The 16,725-nt window shown below is 64.3% G+C and carries 16 protein-coding genes; 4 read left to right on the forward strand and 12 right to left on the reverse strand.

Annotated elements, in window-relative coordinates:
- Positions 1–24 precede the first annotated feature (24 nt).
- Positions 25–1,047 (forward strand): LLM class flavin-dependent oxidoreductase, encoded by a 1,023-nt coding sequence (locus tag V8U06_RS21170; RefSeq protein WP_427142379.1) that lies wholly within the window; start codon positions 25–27, stop codon positions 1,045–1,047.
- A gap of 132 nt (positions 1,048–1,179) precedes the next feature.
- On the opposite strand, the gene repC is transcribed toward V8U06_RS21170, so the two are convergent.
- From repC to repA, 3 genes are all read right to left on the reverse strand, one after another.
- A complete protein-coding gene (repC, locus tag V8U06_RS21175) occupies positions 1,180–2,394 on the reverse strand; it encodes a plasmid replication protein RepC (RefSeq protein ID WP_427142380.1) in 1,215 nt (404 codons plus the stop codon).
- Positions 2,395–2,704: 310 nt separating this feature from the next.
- On the reverse strand, positions 2,705–3,790 hold the full coding sequence (gene repB, locus V8U06_RS21180; protein ID WP_427142450.1) for a plasmid partitioning protein RepB: 1,086 nt from the start codon (positions 3,788–3,790) through the stop codon (positions 2,705–2,707).
- Positions 3,790–5,043: a plasmid partitioning protein RepA gene (repA, locus tag V8U06_RS21185; RefSeq protein WP_427142381.1), complete on the reverse strand. Its 1,254-nt coding sequence runs from the start codon at positions 5,041–5,043 to the stop codon at positions 3,790–3,792. Before repA ends, repB begins: the two co-directional genes overlap by 1 nt.
- A 381-nt stretch (positions 5,044–5,424) precedes the next feature.
- On the opposite strand from repA, the gene V8U06_RS21190 reads away from it, so the two are divergent.
- On the forward strand, positions 5,425–5,670 hold the full coding sequence (locus tag V8U06_RS21190) for a WGR domain-containing protein (protein WP_226923025.1): 246 nt from the start codon (positions 5,425–5,427) through the stop codon (positions 5,668–5,670).
- Positions 5,671–5,705: 35 nt separating this feature from the next.
- On the opposite strand, the gene V8U06_RS21195 is transcribed toward V8U06_RS21190, so the two are convergent.
- Entirely contained in the window at positions 5,706–6,671 is a 966-nt protein-coding gene (locus V8U06_RS21195; protein ID WP_427142451.1) for a LysR substrate-binding domain-containing protein, read from the reverse strand.
- Between the two features lie 105 nt (positions 6,672–6,776).
- Here V8U06_RS21195 and V8U06_RS21200 point away from each other — a divergent pair, with 105 nt between their 5' ends.
- On the forward strand, positions 6,777–7,988 hold the full coding sequence (locus tag V8U06_RS21200) for an MFS transporter (RefSeq protein ID WP_427142382.1): 1,212 nt from the start codon (positions 6,777–6,779) through the stop codon (positions 7,986–7,988).
- Between the two features lie 111 nt (positions 7,989–8,099).
- Here the strand turns inward: V8U06_RS21200 and V8U06_RS21205 are convergent, their stop codons facing one another.
- The 4 genes from V8U06_RS21205 to V8U06_RS21220 all read right to left on the reverse strand — a co-directional run bounded on the left by V8U06_RS21205 (position 8,100) and on the right by V8U06_RS21220 (position 12,153).
- The gene (locus tag V8U06_RS21205) at positions 8,100–8,603 is read right to left on the reverse strand and encodes a DUF2165 family protein (RefSeq protein WP_427142383.1); all 504 of its coding nucleotides are present in this window, start codon (positions 8,601–8,603) and stop codon (positions 8,100–8,102) included.
- A 278-nt stretch (positions 8,604–8,881) separates the two neighbouring features.
- Positions 8,882–9,190 carry an I78 family peptidase inhibitor gene (locus V8U06_RS21210; RefSeq protein ID WP_427142384.1) on the reverse strand — a complete coding sequence of 103 codons (309 nt, stop codon included), beginning with the start codon at positions 9,188–9,190 and terminating at the stop codon, positions 8,882–8,884.
- Between the two features lie 262 nt (positions 9,191–9,452).
- On the reverse strand, positions 9,453–9,935 hold the full coding sequence (locus V8U06_RS21215; protein ID WP_427142452.1) for an NUDIX hydrolase: 483 nt from the start codon (positions 9,933–9,935) through the stop codon (positions 9,453–9,455).
- A gap of 283 nt (positions 9,936–10,218) precedes the next feature.
- Positions 10,219–12,153, reverse strand: coding sequence for a methyl-accepting chemotaxis protein (locus tag V8U06_RS21220; RefSeq protein WP_427142385.1), 1,935 nt, complete (start codon positions 12,151–12,153; stop codon positions 10,219–10,221).
- A gap of 265 nt (positions 12,154–12,418) precedes the next feature.
- On the opposite strand from V8U06_RS21220, the gene V8U06_RS21225 reads away from it, so the two are divergent.
- Positions 12,419–12,901, forward strand: a complete 483-nt coding sequence (locus V8U06_RS21225; RefSeq protein WP_427142386.1) for a hypothetical protein — start codon at positions 12,419–12,421, stop codon at positions 12,899–12,901.
- 140 nt (positions 12,902–13,041) lie between these two features.
- Here V8U06_RS21225 and V8U06_RS21230 read toward each other — a convergent pair whose 3' ends face one another.
- The 4 genes from V8U06_RS21230 to V8U06_RS21245 form a co-directional block, all read right to left on the reverse strand.
- Positions 13,042–14,322, reverse strand: a complete 1,281-nt coding sequence (locus V8U06_RS21230; protein WP_427142387.1) for an L-fuconate dehydratase — start codon at positions 14,320–14,322, stop codon at positions 13,042–13,044.
- A 95-nt stretch (positions 14,323–14,417) separates the two neighbouring features.
- Entirely contained in the window at positions 14,418–15,149 is a 732-nt protein-coding gene (locus V8U06_RS21235) for an SDR family oxidoreductase (protein ID WP_427142388.1), read from the reverse strand.
- A gap of 15 nt (positions 15,150–15,164) precedes the next feature.
- Positions 15,165–15,614, reverse strand: coding sequence for a MaoC/PaaZ C-terminal domain-containing protein (locus V8U06_RS21240; RefSeq protein WP_427142389.1), 450 nt, complete (start codon positions 15,612–15,614; stop codon positions 15,165–15,167).
- 9 nt (positions 15,615–15,623) lie between these two features.
- Positions 15,624–16,691, reverse strand: coding sequence for a Gfo/Idh/MocA family protein (locus V8U06_RS21245; RefSeq protein ID WP_427142390.1), 1,068 nt, complete (start codon positions 16,689–16,691; stop codon positions 15,624–15,626).
- Between the last annotated feature and the right edge of the window lie 34 nt (positions 16,692–16,725).

Raw genomic sequence — 16,725 nt, forward strand, 5'->3', positions numbered from 1 at the left:
GCACGGCGCCAGACGGACATGTTCATGAAAAAGATCGGCTTCCTTTCCTTCGGTCACTGGACCCCCTCCCCGCAATCGGAAACCCGCTCAGCCGGCGACACGCTGCTGCAATCCATCGAACTGGCCGTGGCGGCGGAAGAACTGGGCGCGGACGGCGCCTATTTCCGGGTGCACCATTTCGCCCGGCAGCTTTCCTCGCCCTTCCCGTTGCTCGCCGCCGTCGGCGCACGCACGAATAAGATCGAGATCGGTACAGCCGTCATCGACATGCGCTACGAGAACCCGCTCTACATGGCCGAAGATGCCGGCGCGGCGGATCTCATTTCCGGCGGCCGCCTGCAGCTTGGCATCAGCCGTGGTTCGCCCGAGCAGGTTATCGATGGCTGGCGCTATTTCGGCTACGAACCGCAGGAGGGCATGAGCGATGCGGATATGGGCCGCCGTCATGCCGACGTTTTCCTCGACGTACTGAAAGGCGAAGGCTTCGCGCAGCCGAACCCGCGCCCGATGTTCCCCAATCCGCCCGGTCTGCTGCGCCTCGAGCCGCATTCGGAAGGATTGCGCGAGCGTATCTGGTGGGGCGCAGGCTCCAATGCCACGGCCGTCTGGGCCGCCAAACACGGCATGAACCTGCAAAGCTCGACCCTGAAGGACGATGAGACGGGCGAACCCTTCCACGTCCAGCAGGCCGCCCAGATCCGCGCCTATCGCGAAGCCTGGAAGGAGGCCGGCCACAGCCGCACGCCGCGCGTTTCGGTGAGCCGCAGCATCTTCGCCCTCGTCGACGACCGCGACCGCGCCTATTTCGGCCGCGGCGGCAAGGAACAGGATTCCATCGGCTTCATCGATGACAAGACGCGGGCCATCTTCGGCCGCTCCTATGCCGACGAGCCCGACAAGTTGATCGCCCAGCTTGCTGCCGACGAGGCGATCCGGGAGGCCGATACGCTGCTCCTTACCGTGCCGAACCAGCTCGGCGTCGCCTACAATGCCCATGTCATCGAGGCGATCCTGAAGCACGTCGCGCCGGCCCTCGGCTGGCGGTGAGACCTTTCCGTTCCTGGGGGGCGCCTGAACGCCCTCCATCCGGCCAGCATATCCTCTCTGCCCCGCTTCAAACCGCATCTGCGACCCCGGTCCTCGCGGCCCGCGGCGGAAGGGCTAAAGGGCAGTCCCTGCCTATCCCTGCGCCCGTTCGAGCGCCTGGAGCATCGGATAGATGCTGAAAGCGGAGCGGCCGGCCTTTTCCGTGAGATTGCGCAGGTATCCGCCCGGCGAGCGGATGGTTTCTCCCCGTTCCAGAAGAATCGCGATCACCACTGCGGCCGCCTGATTGCCCATGGCCGCCTTCGCCTTGCGCCAGGCATCCGGCGAAATACCGAGCATGGAGCGCGCCAGTTCAGCCGCCGCCAGAAGATCGGCCCAGGAGCGCACGCCACCCTTTGCATAATCGGCGATTTCCGGGCAGATCCGCATCAATCTGTCCAGGCTGACCGCCACCTTTTGCTCCGGTGCCCTCCCCTCGGCATGTGCGGCTTCGCCTGTATTAGTTTCTCGGCCGTTTATTTCAAATGTTAGGTCTGATTTTGAATTCTGAATATGATGCTCAGTATGAAGGTCATTGCCGCTCATTTCTTGCTCTGAAAGACTTGAAAGATAAGCGTTTTCCACTTCAGTGCGCAGATGCTGCAGATCGTCCCGGCGAGCCGCGAGAATATCCGGAGACGTGCGGCGGCCGAGGCCGAAGACAAGAGCGGTGAGACGTTCGGAAAGATCGAGCCAGTCACCGGCCCTCCCCTCTTCCAGCGCGCAGGCAATGATCTTGGCGATATCGCGCTGGTGCAGCGTCACTTCGCTGCGCAGCGCCCGGATAGCCCGGTCCTCGGCTCGGGCAGCTTCCGCAGCCTCGAAGATTTCTCCGGCCCGCAGTGCCAACGGCGCGAGATCGAAACCGAAGGCATCTTCCAGCACACCCTTTTCATCGCGGCGGCAGTAGCGCTTGCCGTTGGCGCTATCGCGGCGGAAGATCATGCCGGCCTCCACGAGCGCCGCCAGGTGCCGCCGGATCGTCGCCGGCGCCATGCCACGTGCACGCACCGAAAGCTCTCGGTTGGACGGAAAGACGATGATCGGCACCGTGCCGTCCAGTTCCCGCGCTGTGGTGAATGAAATGAGGGCTTCCAGCACGGAAATCGTGCGGTCACCGATACCATAGGCCTGACGGGCCTCCGTCAGCGCGCGCATCAGCTGCCACTTGTCGGCACGGCCGCTGTCATTGCCGCCCTCGCCGGCACGCAGTTTTTCCTGCCGCTCAGCCGCCTCGCGCTGACGCACGAAAAGGCGCGCGCTCATCCTGCCGCCGCCGAAAGGCGTCGTCGCAATATGCTCCATCATGTCGGGTCCCCTTTTCCGAGGCAAGGAGGTCCCGTCGACGTCGCCCATACGGCATGGCGACGCTGCAAAACCTGCTGGAAGCTTTCGCGCGACATGCTTTTGGCAGACGAAGTTCAACGCTCGCACGACACGGGTGTCGGACGACTCTTGACTTTGACTGTTGGAAGTGATTCTCTCGAATTGCTACATAGAAGAGGGCTTCCGAAATGGTGACGTTTTGGGGGCCTTTTTTCTTGTCTCCGCGTGTCCTTTCGCTGGTTTCTCAGGCGTTCACCGGCCGCTCACGCAGCCGAATCACACAACTTTCCGCTCAGCTCTTCCCCGTCTTTGCGCCGTTTCCAGCGGCAAGGAAGGCTGCATAGTCGTCCTTCATGCGCGCCGTCAGCGCATCGATGAAGGCAGAATCCACATCCGGCGTGAAGGCAATGCGGACCGCCTTGCCCTTGCGTTCGATCCTGGCGAAGACCCCGCCGTCCGGGCGCGTCAGAGCCTCGCTCTCGGGCGCTGTCTTCGCCGTGCGGCGCATCAGCCGGTCGAAGAGCATCTGGAAACGCTCGTCGCTCGGCGCATTGCGGAAGCGCTCGCCGGACGTCTCATCCTCGGCTTTTTCGATTTCCACGCCATTGCCGTTCTGGAAGAGCGCACCGAGCGCCATCCAGCGTTCACGGCCGGCCTTGGGCGCCGGGCCGATATCGCGCACGAAGCGGGAGGGCACGGCCTCCGCCACCTGCAGGAGACGCGACAGCTCGCTCTTCTGCACCGCCAGCGCATCGCAGACGAGTTTCCGCTCGAAGCCGCGCCCGACCAGCGTATGGGCAAAGAGGGCACGCTCGATGAAGCTGAGATTGCGTCGCTCGGCATTTTCCTTGCCCTGCGCCAGCACCAGTTCATCGTCGCTGAGGGTCTTGATGATCGCCTTGACCGGCTGACCGAGACGACGGGCAGCCCTGAGACGGCGGTGGCCATAGGCGACCTGATAGCGCTCCCTCCCCTCGTCCGCTCCGTCCTTCGGCGCGGGGCGCACGAGGATCGGCACCTGCTGGCCGCTTTCGCGCATGCTTTCCACCAACACCAGGAAGTCCGGGTCGTCCCGCTCCTCATCGCTGAGACGATCGTTGACGAAGGAGGCGTCGATCTTGTCGGTATCGAGCGAAACGATGCGCTCGCCTTCCTGCAGCGCCTGGCGCAGCACCCGCGCCTCTTCGGCCTCCCGGGTGATGGAGGAAAGCGTCAGGCCCATGGCCTTGACCGCGCCGGAAGACGCACGCGTCGGGCCGCCGGCCGGCTCGTTCGCCGCCGGTATGGACCTGATCTCCGCCGCGGGCTCATTGGTAGCAGGCAGGATGTCGCCGCCGAACAGCGCCTTGATCGAGTTCTTGCGGTCGCGGCTCGCCATCATGTGCGCCCCCATGCGGTATGAATGAGCTGTTCGATCTCGTTGTTGACGGCTTCAAGCGAATCCATCGCCCGGTCATAGGTGCCGCGCGAGAAGTTTTCCCGACCGACCTCGTAGAGCGTCTGCTTGGTAAGGCCGGCATCCGAGACGGCGGTGGATTTCAGCATGGGCGATGTCAGCACGCGGTTGCCGAAGAGCGACCGCAGGAAGCCGACGATCTGCGCCTGCGGCCCGTCATGCGGCTCGTAGCGGGTGACGAGGTAGCGCAGGAAGTCGAAATTGAGCTGGCCGCCCGCCTCCCGCACCACACCGAGCAGGTCGGACGTCATGAACAGGAACTGGCTCATCGAAGCGACGTCCAGCATCTGCGGATGCACGGTGACGATGACGGAGGTGGAGGCGCAGAGCGCCGAGAGCGTAAGGTAGCCAAGCTGCGGCGGGCAATCGATGACGACCACGTCGTAATTGTCGGCGACCGAGGCGAGCGCCGTCTGCACGCGCGTGAAGAACAGGCCGTGCGGATCGCCCGGCCGGCGTTCGGCGAGCGCGCGCGGCGTCGCATGTTCGAACTCCTGCAGTTCCAGATTGCCCGGCACGAGATCGAGATTGTGAAAATAGGTCTTGCGCACGATGTCGGCGAGCGGGCGGACTTCCGCATCGTAGCGGATGGCACCATAGACCGTGTCATTGCCGGCAAGATCGAGTTCCGGCTGGTAGCCGAACAGCGCCGAGAGCGAGGCCTGCGGATCGAGGTCGATCGCCAGCACCCGGTGGCCGGTCATGGCGAGATGCTGGGCGAGATGCACGGTCGACGTCGTCTTGCCCGAACCGCCCTTGAAGTTGGTGACGGAGATGACCTGCAGGTGCTCACCACGCGAAGCATCACGCCATTTCACATAGGAGCGCGCCTTGGCGGCGTTGCCCTTGGTGCGGGCCTGCTCGGCCAGGTGATGACGCAGCGCATCGATATCGGCGAGCGAATACATGCGACGCCCGCCGGGACCGGTCGGCAGGTCCGGCCCTTCGCCGGCCAGCGAGATCTGCCGCAGGTAGCCGTCTGAAACGCCGATCAGCCGCGCGGCTTCGCCCGACGTGAAGCTGCGCAACGTCTTGCGCGACGTCGGCGGGAACAGCCGGTCGCGCATCGCCTTCAGTTGCACGGACAGGGCCTGTGCATCCTCGGCAATGGTTTCGTCCGCCGGACGAAGGATCGGCGCTTCCTCTACCATGCTTGTCTCCGACGGCAGGGCCATCCACTCTTCTCCAGTCTTGCCGGCCCGCCCGCGCCTCATGTGCGTGGCAGACCGCCTTGCCTATTCTCTGCGCGATTCTCTTCGCCTGGGATATGCGGAGGCGACGAAATCTACAGAAGCTTTCGGCAGTAACGGCGATTTAAACAATCTTCGCCGCATTCCGTTAGGAACGGTGGGGCAAGGTCCGAGTCGCGTCAAGCCCTTTTCGGCCACCGTAAAATCTATGCACAACCTGCAGAAGGCTGGAAAATGAGGGGCTCGGAGTCGGTCGTTGACAGCTGTCAACGCACCTTGCGACCCATCAGCACAGTGAATCGATCAACCGCCATCGATTCAATAAAGTCGTTGGACAGGATTCGCCGACCCGGCGATCTTCTCCGTATGGATGAAACACGGTCAAGTCATTTCGAGCGTCGCGATGCCGCGCGCAACATGAAGCGATTCTATCGCCTGACGATAACACGCGATCTCTTCGGCACCGTTCTCTTGATCCGGGAGTGGGGTCGCATCGGCGTATCCTGCCAGCGCCGTTGCGAGGAGAAGACGGATGCTGCCGAGGCCCTTCGTGCCGCCGCGCGACTGACAGCTCAAAAGCTACGCCGCGGTTATGCGCCCGTCGCCGGGTGAGGGCCGTTGACAGCTGTCAACGCAGCCCATCTCCGTCAACTGCCCTCGGCACCATTCTCCGGCCACGTCGCCATGCCGCGCATCATCGCTTCCGCTTCGGTCAGAAGCCAGCGACGAAAAATCTCCACCTTGCGCGTGCGGGCACTTTGCGGACGTGTAACGACGAAGTACCCGTCGGGGAGGGGCACGGTCGCCTGTGTCGCCAAGACGACCTTTCCCACGGCGAGATCATCGAAGGCGGAGACATCGCGAACGAGAGCAAGGCCCTGGCCGGCAGCGGCAGCCTGAATCAGCAGGGCGTCGTCGGCATAGCTCAATCCCTTAAGCGCGCCACGTGGCGGCATGACGCCCCGGGCCGAAAGCCAGGTGAGCCAGTCCGCCCGGTTACGATCATGGAGGAGGGGATAGCGCAGGCAATCCTCCGGCATGGCGAGAGGGCCATCGAGAAGGATCCCGGGCGCGGCGACCATGACGAGGCGCGTCGGAAAGAGGGGCGTGACCTCGAGCGAGGGCCAGCGGCCGGAACCGTGACGGATGGCAAGGTCGATGCCCATGGCTCTGAGGTCCATGACCTGCTCGGAGGTTTCGAGACGCAGTTCGATGCCCGGATGGACACGCGTGAAGCGGCCGATGCGTTCGGCGAGCCAGCAGGCGGCGAAAGAGGGCGTCGTGCTGACGACGAGCGTGTCCGGCCCCGGCCGCCGCTCGGTAAAGGCGTGGAGAGCGTCGTCGATCTGGCGGAAGCCGGGCGCGAGGTTGCCGTAGAGCAGCAGCCCTTCCCGCGTCAGCCGAATTTCACGGTTACCCCGTTCGAAAAGGCTGACGCCGAGCTGGCCCTCCAGCATCTTGATCTGCTGGCTCACTGCGCCAGGTGTCACGCCGAGTTCGCCGGCCGCGCCCTTGACGCTGCCATGGCGGCCGACTTCGACAAATGCGCGCAGGGCAGGGAGGAGACAGGCAGAGACATGGCTTGAGTTTAGCCAGCCTAAATCGAACGGCAACAGGATTCGTTTGTCGGGACACAGCGGCTTGCCTAGGGCTAGGCGCAGCCTTGGCAGCGGATCGCGAAGGCCATGCCTGGATGTTTCGATCAAAGGCCCCTCACGATGGCTTCCGGTTCCCGTCGCGGTTTGGAAATCACCCTGCTTTTCACCGCCTTCATTGCGGCGACCTATGGCTTCGGTCTCTATCTCTTTCCGGCGATGATCGAGCCGATACGCGCAGATATCGGCTTTTCCTATGGCGCAATGGGCGTGGTGTCCGGCCTGGTGCAAGCCGGCTTCATGATTTCCGCGCTCCTGGCCGGATTTGCGACGCTGCGCATCGGTGCCCTGCCGACGATCCTCGGCGCCATCGCCCTCTGCGCTCTTTGTCTGGTGGGCCTGTCGCTTGCGCCCGACGTCGTCGTCATGGCCGCGCTGCTGACACTGCTCGGTGGCTGCGCGGCGGCGATCTGGGTACCGATGGTGGACGTGGCCCGGCAGCTCATCCCAGAGACCCATCAGGGCAAGGCGCTGGGCCTGATGTCATCGGGCACGAGCTACGGTGTCTTCCTCAACAGCCTGCTCCTGACTGGCCTTGCGGGACCCGGCGGATGGCGCATGCTCTGGCTGGTAACGGGCGTGCTCGCCACCCTGCTTGCCCTTGCCGGCTTCTGGCGGTTGCGCGGTCTTGCCACCGCCCGGTCTGCGGCGGAAGCCTCTGGGCCTTCCGTCCGCGCCCGGCTGCGTGCCATGCCGTCAGGACTGACGGCAGCCGTCCTGCTGATGATGTTTCTCAATGGTCTCGCCTGCATGCCGTTCCAGACCTATCTGTCGGCCTTCCTGCAAGGGGAGGCGGGTTATCCCGCGGAGACGGCGGCGTGGGCCTGGCGCATCATCGGCCTTGTCGGCATGGTGAGCGGCTTTGCCGTGGGTGCGCTGGCCGACCGCATCACGCTGCGCTGGGGCATGGTCGTGACCTATCTCGTTCTCGCCGGCGCCTGCCAGGCCCTGATCACGGTCGGAGGCAGCGGAGCGAACCTGCGCCTCACCCTCGCCGCGGTCGCCTTCGGTCTTTCGTTCTATGCAATCTTCGGGCTGGTGCCGGCCTATATCGGCCAGATGTTCGGGGCGGGAAGCGCCGCACTGGTCTTCGCCTTCGGCAACATCGCACTCGGCCTTGGCGGTATTCTCGGCAACGTGCTGGGTGGGATGCTGAAGACGGCCACGGGATCCTTCCTGCCGGCCTATCTCGTCATGGCAGGCGCGGCGGTGGCCTCAGCCTTGCTGGCCCTATTGATGCCCGGCAGGCCGCAGGAAAGAGAAACGGCGCAATGAGGCCGGCCACGACGAGCCCGGCATTCCAGCGAAATTTACGATTCATTAAATAAAACAAAGAGGTGTGGGAAAATGCTCCGCCCCGGCGAGGGCAGGGGAGGAGCGGAGGTCTTAGCGGCCGTCGAGTTCGCCGTCCGGCAGAACGACATAGATCAGCACGGCGATGATGGTGATGAAGAAGCGGAAGGCATCGGGCACGCCGTTCCAGGTCTTCGACATCCACATGCCGAACCACTCGCCGCCGACGGACATGAAGCCCACCTGCCAGACGAGGAAGCCGAGCGTCAGGCCGGCAATGGAAAGCCCCTTGGCGCGGTTGAAGACGGCGGCGCCGGCCTTGCGCTGGCGCAGCATGACGAAGGCGCCGACCCAGCACAGCACCGCGGTCAGCGTTTCAGCCGCGATGATGGCGATATAGCCAAGGTTCTGGAGGAGGGGGCTCGTGATGGCGCGATAGGTGATCGTCGCATCGGGGAAGATGGTGTCCATCGCGAAGACATGCATGACGAAGGCGAAATTCGTGCCGTAGTCGGTGATGTTGCCGAAGGCCACCAGTGAGGCGAAGAAGGCGATAGCGGCAACGAGAGCGGTCTTGCTCAGGCGGGTGATGATCATGATGGGCGTCCTTTGCGGTTCGGGGCGCCTCGCCGTTCCTTGAAAGGCGAAACGTCCTTTCCTTTTGCTTCTTGCAGGACCGGGCCTTTTCTTGCCGGACCTGTTCCAGGCGCGGAAGGGCCGGCTCCATTGCCCTCCTTCCGCGTCATCAGGGGTTGCCGCGATTCGCCGGACGCGTTCAACGCGCGAAATATGGGGGCAGGGGGCATAACGAAAACGGGGAGGAAAGGTCCTCTCCGGACCTTTCCTCCCCGTCGCAGCGATCAGGATAACGGCGATCAGCCGCACATGGCGCGGGTGATCTTTCCCGTGGCCGGGTCGGTTTCGATGGTCACGCGCTCCTGGCGCAGATCCATCGTCACCCCGTCGCCGGGCTTGATCTGGCGCACGATCGTCGCGCCCGTCAATTGCATGGCCTCGGCATCGGTGATCTTGTCCTTGCCGACAAGCGCGTCGGCGGCTTCCCGCTTGCAGATGCCGGGTTCGACGGTCGCTGCCGCTTCGGGTTCCTTTTCCTTCTGGCAGCCGGCGGCGAGAAGGGCGAGGACGGTGGCTGCAAGCGCAGCGGTGTGACGAATGGGAAGCAAGGCAAATCCTTTCTCTCGAAAGCCGCCAACAACCAACAGAATGCGGCGACAGCGGGGCGCAACCCAATTCGCGCGGAGGAGCCGGCCCTCCCCTACTCCGAAGGGCAGGGGAGGGGCCTAGCATCTTCTATAAGCAATGAAATCGATGGAATAGGAGGAAGCGAGCGCGGCGGCGATGATTTTGCAACATTCGCCGTGGGCGAATCCGTCTTCGGGGGAGGGGAGGGGCCAAACGGCCCGCATCCGACAGCCGGAAGAAGCGTCAGGCCTGTGTCCGGCGACTGGCCGGGCGGCGCCGGGCGGTCATTTTCGCGGCAAAGGCCTGCAGCAACGGTTTCAGGCCGGCATCACCGATGAGCGCGGCGGCCTCGCCTGGCGCAAGCCAGCGGGTCTCGCGCTGCCAGACCGCCGGCCAGATCTGGTGCTGCCGCACCACTTCGAGCGGATAGACCGCGACCTCGCAGGAGATCGATCGTCCATCCTCGTCGACACGTCTGTCATAGGTGAAACGGCCGATGGGTTCGCTGCGCACGGTGCCGCGCACGCCGGCTTCCTCGAAGGCTTCGCGGGCCGCCGCTTCCGATGGTTCCAGCCCTTCCACGGGCAAGCCCTTCGGCAGAATCCAGCGCCGGCGGCTGCGCGATGTCACGAGCAGGATTTCAATCCCGCCAGTGTCGGTAAAGCGATAGGGCAGGGCGCCGTACTGGATTTCGAGAACGGCGCTGTTCGACTTGGATTTCGCGATGGGACATACTCCCCGGCCGGCGATCGTTCCCCGCCGCCATCATGGGCGGGGGTCTCCGCGCATCAAGCGCAGAGCGCTCCTTTTTGCTCTTCCGTCGCTTCAGCGCAATGCAGGAAAGGTGAATATGACCTTTCCGAAATCGTTGAATATGGCCCGCCACACCACTCCCGCGGGCAGGATATGCCTGCTCACGCGACGCGGTGGGGGAGGGGAGGGGAGGGGGAGATCAACGAAAAGCCGGGCGCTTTCCAGCGCCCGGCTTCCTTCCGGTGGATTAGCGGTCTCAGAACTCCTGCCAGTCGTCCTGCTTCACCGCTGCGGCGCCGCCGCCGAAGGTGGCGACGAGCTTGTTCACCATGCGCCGGGCCGGGGAGGGGGCCGGCGCCGAAGCGTGCGAAACGGCAGCCGGGCGGCCGGCAGCGGGCGCCGCGCCAAGCTGGAAGCGGCCGATCAGCTGGCGCAGACGGTCCGCCTCGATCGCCAGCGAGCTGCTGGCCGCGTTGGCTTCTTCCACCATGGCGGCGTTCTGCTGCGTGACCTGGTCCATCTGATTGACGGCGACATTGACCTGCGAAAGGCCGACCGACTGTTCCTTCGCCGAGGTGGCGATCGCGTCGAGTTGGCCGTTGATGGCGGCAACACGCTGCTCGATGGCCTGAAGCGCTTCGCCCGTGGCGCTGACGAGCTGGACGCCGCTCTGCACTTCCTCCTCGGAGTGGCGGATCAGTTCCTTGATTTCCTTGGCCGCCTTGGCCGAACGCTGGGCCAGTTCACGCACCTCCTGCGCCACGACCGCAAAGCCCTTGCCGGCTTCCCCGGCGCGCGCCGCTTCCACGCCGGCATTGAGGGCGAGGAGGTTGGTCTGGAAGGCGATCTCGTCGATCACGGAAATGATGTTGGAGATCTGCGTCGAGGATTCTTCGATGCGCTGCATGGCATCGACGGCCTTGGTCATCACGACCGCCGACTGGCGGGCGGATTCGTTTGCCGCAACGGCCATGGACCGGGCCTCTTCCGTGCGGTTGGAAGAGTTGGAGACGTTGACAGTGATCTCATCGAGAGCCGCTGCGGTCTCCTCCAGCGAGGCGGCCTGCTGTTCCGTGCGCTTGGAGAGGTCGTCCGCACTGCCGGACAATTCGCGCGAGCCGGAATCGATGGCCGCGGTAGCGGCGGCGACGGCGCCGAGCGTTTCTCGCAGTTGCGTGACGGCGGCGTTGAAATCGCGGCGAAGGCCTTCGAATTCCGTGGCGAAGGGTTGTTCAAGCGCGACGGTGAGATCGCCGGCCGAAAGGCGGGTGAGGCCGGAGGCAAGGCCGCCGGTCGCTGCGGCCATGGCTTCGGCGCGCTGCCGATCGGCTTCGGCGGTGCGCAGGCGATCGGCCTCGCGGGCTTCGCGGGCGGCGTCGGCATCGCGGGAGAGTTCGCGAGCGCGCAGACCCTCGTCCTTGAACACCTGTACGGCGCGCGCCATAGCGCCGACTTCGTCCTTGCGCTCGGTGCCATCGACGCCGACGGAGAGATCGCCGCCGGCCAGCACCGTCATCGTGCCCTCGAGCTTGCGAATGGGCAGGACCAGCCAGCCACGGATCGCGACATAGCCAAGACCGATGACGACGGTAAGGCCGATGACGACGGAAACGAGCATGACCTTGACCGTCGAGGCGGTCAGCACTTCGAGGTCATGGCTCTTCCTGTCTGCCTCGGCGACGACGGCATCGGTTTCCGTGGTGAAGCGCGCGGCAAGCGTGCTGAACTGCGGCTGGCAATCGGCGGTGAAGACATCCTGCGAGCGGACGATATCGGCCGAGACCGTCGCGGCCTCTGCGAGACGGATCGCCGGGCCGCAGATATCGTCGAGCAGCTTCAGGCCGTCCGCCTTCAGCCCGGCGAGCGCTTGATTGGCCGGCATGGCGGCCATGGCCTGCCCCATGAATTCCTCGAACTTCGCCTTGGTACCGTTGAGTTCGGCGATGGCAGCAGCATTGTTCTCGGCGGTGCGGGCGATCATCAGATCGCCGATGGCGCCGCGTGCGGCCTGCAACGCACGGTTGGAGCGCGCCATCATCAGCGAGGCCTTCGCCTCGTTGTCCAGCAGAGCGGTGTTCTCCGCATCGATATGTTTGACCTGCACACTGCCGTAGATCGCGACTGCCAGCGAGAAGAGGCCGAAAATCGCCATGATGACGATGAATTTGCCGATAATGGGAATGTTTTTCATGGAACTTCTCGATTGTAGGAGGGCACGTTCCACTCTTTTGTCGGGTATTCCTTGAAGAATTCATTAAACTTAAGCTTGCCGAATACAACTTTTTATCAACCAGACAGCGTAAACTGTTTTTCCGCAATTCCCGTATGGGCAGGGCCTGGCAAAGAACCCGATGCAACCGGGAGCCGCACCCTTGTCAATCGCCCCGGTTTGGCAGAGCATGGACTGCGGCTGCCCCGGGTATCGAAGCGGCCCACTCGTTCCGGAGGATCATCGCATGGCCTGCACACGCGCCGCGACAGTCGCCCTGATCGCACTCTGCGCCTCGTCTCTCACCGCCTTCGCCCAGGAAACCGAACAGCCGCGACCATGGATCGCGCTTTCCGGCCACAATGCCGGCGCCGTCGGAACCTGCCCGGATGTCGACGGCGGCGAGGGCAACACCTGCTACATCGTGCGCTGCGAGAAAAAGGCCGGGCCGGTCTTCGTCATCCAGACGACGGGCGGCGAGGAAGACGACGTGCGCAGCGTTCGCCTCGGCATCGGCAGCTACAAGGCCGTGATCAAGCTGGACAAAGGCGGTGCCGGCGAGCGGCTTACCCGCTTTTCCGATCAGCCGCGTCTGTTGAAAGCCCTGACGTCCGGCCGCCGTTGGGCCGATCTCGAAACCGTCGATGCACCGTTCCACTATACGACGCAGTTCGAGCTGACGAATGCAAAACGCCGCATCGAACAGGTGCTGAAGCGCTGCCCGCTTTAATGGCGGGTTCAATTGCGTGAGTTCCATAATTAAACTTATGAAATTACTTTGATGAAATTGGTACATTCTGTTTTCAAGCGCGCCTCTGGCCGAAACAAGCCGGAGACGCGCTTTCTGAGGGACTGCGCTATCGGCGCCCTTCACGCGCCCGAAAAGGTGTAGGCCGCAATCGATTCCGGTTTCATCTCGATGGAGAAACCCGGCAGTGATGGCGGCATGTAGGCGGCGTTCTCGATGCGGCAGGGATCGATGAAGTGCTCGTGCAGATGGTCGACATATTCGATCACGCGGCCTTCCTTCGTACCGGAAACGGCGATGTAGTCGATCATCGAGAGATGCTGAACATATTCGCAAAGGCCGACGCCGCCGGCATGGGGCCAGACCGGCAGGCCGAATTTCGCGGCCATCAGCAAGACGGCCAGCACCTCGTTGAGGCCGCCCATGCGGCAGGCGTCGATCTGCACGATGTCGATGGCTCCGCCGGCGATCATCTGCTTGAAAACAATGCGGTTCTGACACATTTCGCCGGTCGCGACCTTCACCGGATACACGCCCTCGCGGATCGCCTTATGGCCGGCGATATCGTCCGGGCTCGTCGGCTCCTCGATGAAGAAGGGCTTGTAGGGCGCGAGCGCCTTCACCCAGTCGATGGCCTCGCCCACCTCCCAGACCTGGTTGGCGTCGATCATCATGTAGCGGTCGTCGCCGATCACCTCGCGGGCGATCTTCAGCCGGCGGCGGTCGTCCTCAAGGTCGCGGCCGACCTTCATCTTGATATGGGTGAAGCCCGCCTCGACGGCTTCGCGGCAGAGGCGGCGCAGCTTCTCGTCGTCATAGCCGAGCCAGCCGGCCGAGGTCGTGTAGCAGGCATAACCTTCCCGTTCGAGGGTTGCGATGCGCTCTGCCTTGCCGGCCTCGGCCTTCTTCAGGAGGACGAGGGCCTCCTCCGGCGTCAGTGCGTCGGTGAGATAGCGGAAATCGACGATGGCGAGGATTTCTTCCGGGCTCATATCGGCCACCAGCCGCCAGACCGGCTTGCCGGCCTCCTTGGCGAGCAGGTCCCAGACGGCGTTGACGACGGCACCGGTTGCAAGATGCATTGCCCCCTTGTCCGGGCCGATCCAGCGCAACTGGCTGTCGCCCGTGACATGCCGCCAGAAGCGGCCGGGATTTTCCCGCACGGCGTCGAGATCGAGGCCGACGACGAGATGCTTCATCGCCGTGATGGCAGCGCAGCAGATCTCGTTGCCACGGCCGATGGTAAAGGTGAGGCCATGGCCTTCCAGCCCGTCACGATCCGTGCCGAGCACCACATAGGCAGCGGAATAGTCAGGATCGGGATTCATCGCATCCGAGCCGTCGAGGCTCTGCGAGGTGGGGAAGCGCAGGTCGATGGCGCGGAGGCTGGTGATCTTGGTCATGGCGCGGCCTTTGCAATAGGAAACCCTGCCGCCGGTTGCGCCGGCAGTTCAGGACGGGATCGGTTGCGCCGCCGGCGACCGGCGACGATGGCGTGTCAGATGGTCCAGCCGCCGTCGATGGCGTAGGCCTGGCCCGTCGTGTAGGTGGCGCCGGCAAGGTGCACGGCGAGATCGGCGATTTCCTCCGGCGAGCCGATGCGGCCGATCGGCTGGCGGGCGATGAAGGCGGCGCGCGCTGTCTCGTAGTCGCCCTGCGCGCGCAGGCGATCCTGCAGCGAGGGGCTTTCCACCGTGCCGGGGCAGATGCAGTTGCAGCGGATGCCCTGCCCCACATAGTCGGCCGCCACCGACTTGGTGAGGCCGACGACGGCCGCCTTGGTGATCGTATAGGCGGCGCGGTTCGGCACGCCCTTCAGGCTGGAGGCGACGGAGGCCATGTTGATGATCGCCCCGTCCTTCCGCTCCAGCATGGCGGGCAGCACGGCGCGGATCATGCGCACCATGGCGCGCACGTTGAGATCGAAAGCAAAGTCGAGATCCCTGTCGGCCATCTCGAGAATCGTGCCGGCATGAACGAAGCCGGCGCAGTTGAAGAGCACATCGACGGGGCCGGCTTCAGCAACGGCCTGTTGCACCGCCTCATCGTCGAGAACGTCGAGGATACGGGTTTCGATCCCCTCCCCCGCCAGGCTTTCGAGCGCGGCAGCGTTGATGTCAGTCGCCAGCACCTTCGCGCCGGCTCTCGCGAAGGCGAGCACGCTCGCACGGCCGATGCCCTGGCCGGCGGCGGTGATGAGGACGCGCTTGTCTTGAAGGGGAAGGGACATGAAAAACTCCTTGGCTCAGGCGCTGGGGCGGCGCGAAACGATATAGATATGGTCGGCGGCAAGCACGACCTCGCCCTTCTGGTTGACGACTTCCGTGCGCTCGATCACCCGGCCGGCCTCCGCGCGCTTCGGATCGTCCTCCTTGCCGGTAATGGTCACGCGGGTGTGGATCGTATCGCCGATGAAGACGGGACGCACGAAGCGCAGGCGATCGTAGCCATAGGAGAAGGCCGCAGGGTTGATGACGCTAGCGGTAAGGCCGACGCCGATGGAAAAGACCATGGTGCCATGGGCGATACGCTGGCCGAAGGGCTGCGTCTTCATGAATTCCGCATCCATGTGGTGCGGGAAGAAATCGCCGGTATGGCCGGCATGGACGACGAAATCCGTCTCGGTGATCGTCCTGCCGCTGGTCACCCGCCCCTCGCCGATCGCGTAGTCTTCGAAATATCTTGTCTGTTCCATCCTGGATCCTCAGGGCTTTTCGGCAAGGGGCGTGGCGGGCGCAGCACTCGAAGCATAGGCCGCCTCGACCAGCGCCATCGTCGCCCAGGCATCTTCTACCGAGGAGACCAGTTCCCTATCCTCGCCGGAGACGACACGCTGGAGGTTCGCCATGCGGCCGACAAAGGCGTCGGGGAACCACGTGCCCGTCAACGGTACGGGCACCCAGCCCGCGCCGCCCCTCGGATAAATCTCGAGGATATCAGGCTCGCCGCGCGGATAGTCGAGATTGACGCCGAGCTGGAGATAGGCCGCGCCTTCGGTGCCTGAAACACGGAATTCACAGGCCTGATGCCGGCGGCCGAACCGGTGGTCGTGGTTGATCGAGAGGGCGCAGCGCACGCGCTCGCCATAATCGAGGATCGCCGTGGTGCGCGTCTGCGCCATCCGATGGTTCGGGTGGCCGATGGATTTGGCGTGCACGCCGGTGGGATCGCCGAGAATCTGGCGAATGGCATCGAGATAGTGGATCGAATGCATGGCGATCTCGATGCGCGGCAGGCCTTCGAGGAACGACCAGAGCTGCCAGGGCGTATCGAGCGCCAGATAGACGTCGAAATCGACCACCTCCCCGAGGAGGCCCCTGGCAATGGCATCCTTCAGCGCCAGCAGCATCGGCGCGAAGCGAAGCTGGAAATTGACGGCGGCGGTGAGGTTCTTCGCCCGGCAGAGCTGCAGGATCTCCGTCGCGGCGGCAAGGTCCGCGCCCATCGGTTTCTGGATCAACGCCGCCGCACCGTCCGGCAGCGCCGACAGCACCCTTGCATGGGCGGCCGGCGGGGTCGCAAGATCGAAGACCGCGCCTTCGACCGCGGCGGCCTCCTCGACGGTGCGATAGGCGGTAACACCCCATTTCTCCGCCAGCGCCTTCGCCTTGTCGTGGTCGGGGTCGTAAAGCCCGGCGATCGGGAAGCCGCCCTTGCGATAGGCGGGGTAATGGGCATCGCCGACGATGGAGCCTGCGCCGAAGGTGACGATCGGGCGCGGGTTTGCCGGCAGCGGCCAGGATTGAGCGAGCGACGTCGGATCAAACGGCATGGCGCGCCTCCCGGCAGGGCAGAGGGGGGTGACG

It is taken from the genome of Shinella sp. G-2 (assembly GCF_050172695.1).
In the GTDB taxonomy this organism is placed as follows: domain Bacteria; phylum Pseudomonadota; class Alphaproteobacteria; order Rhizobiales; family Rhizobiaceae; genus Shinella.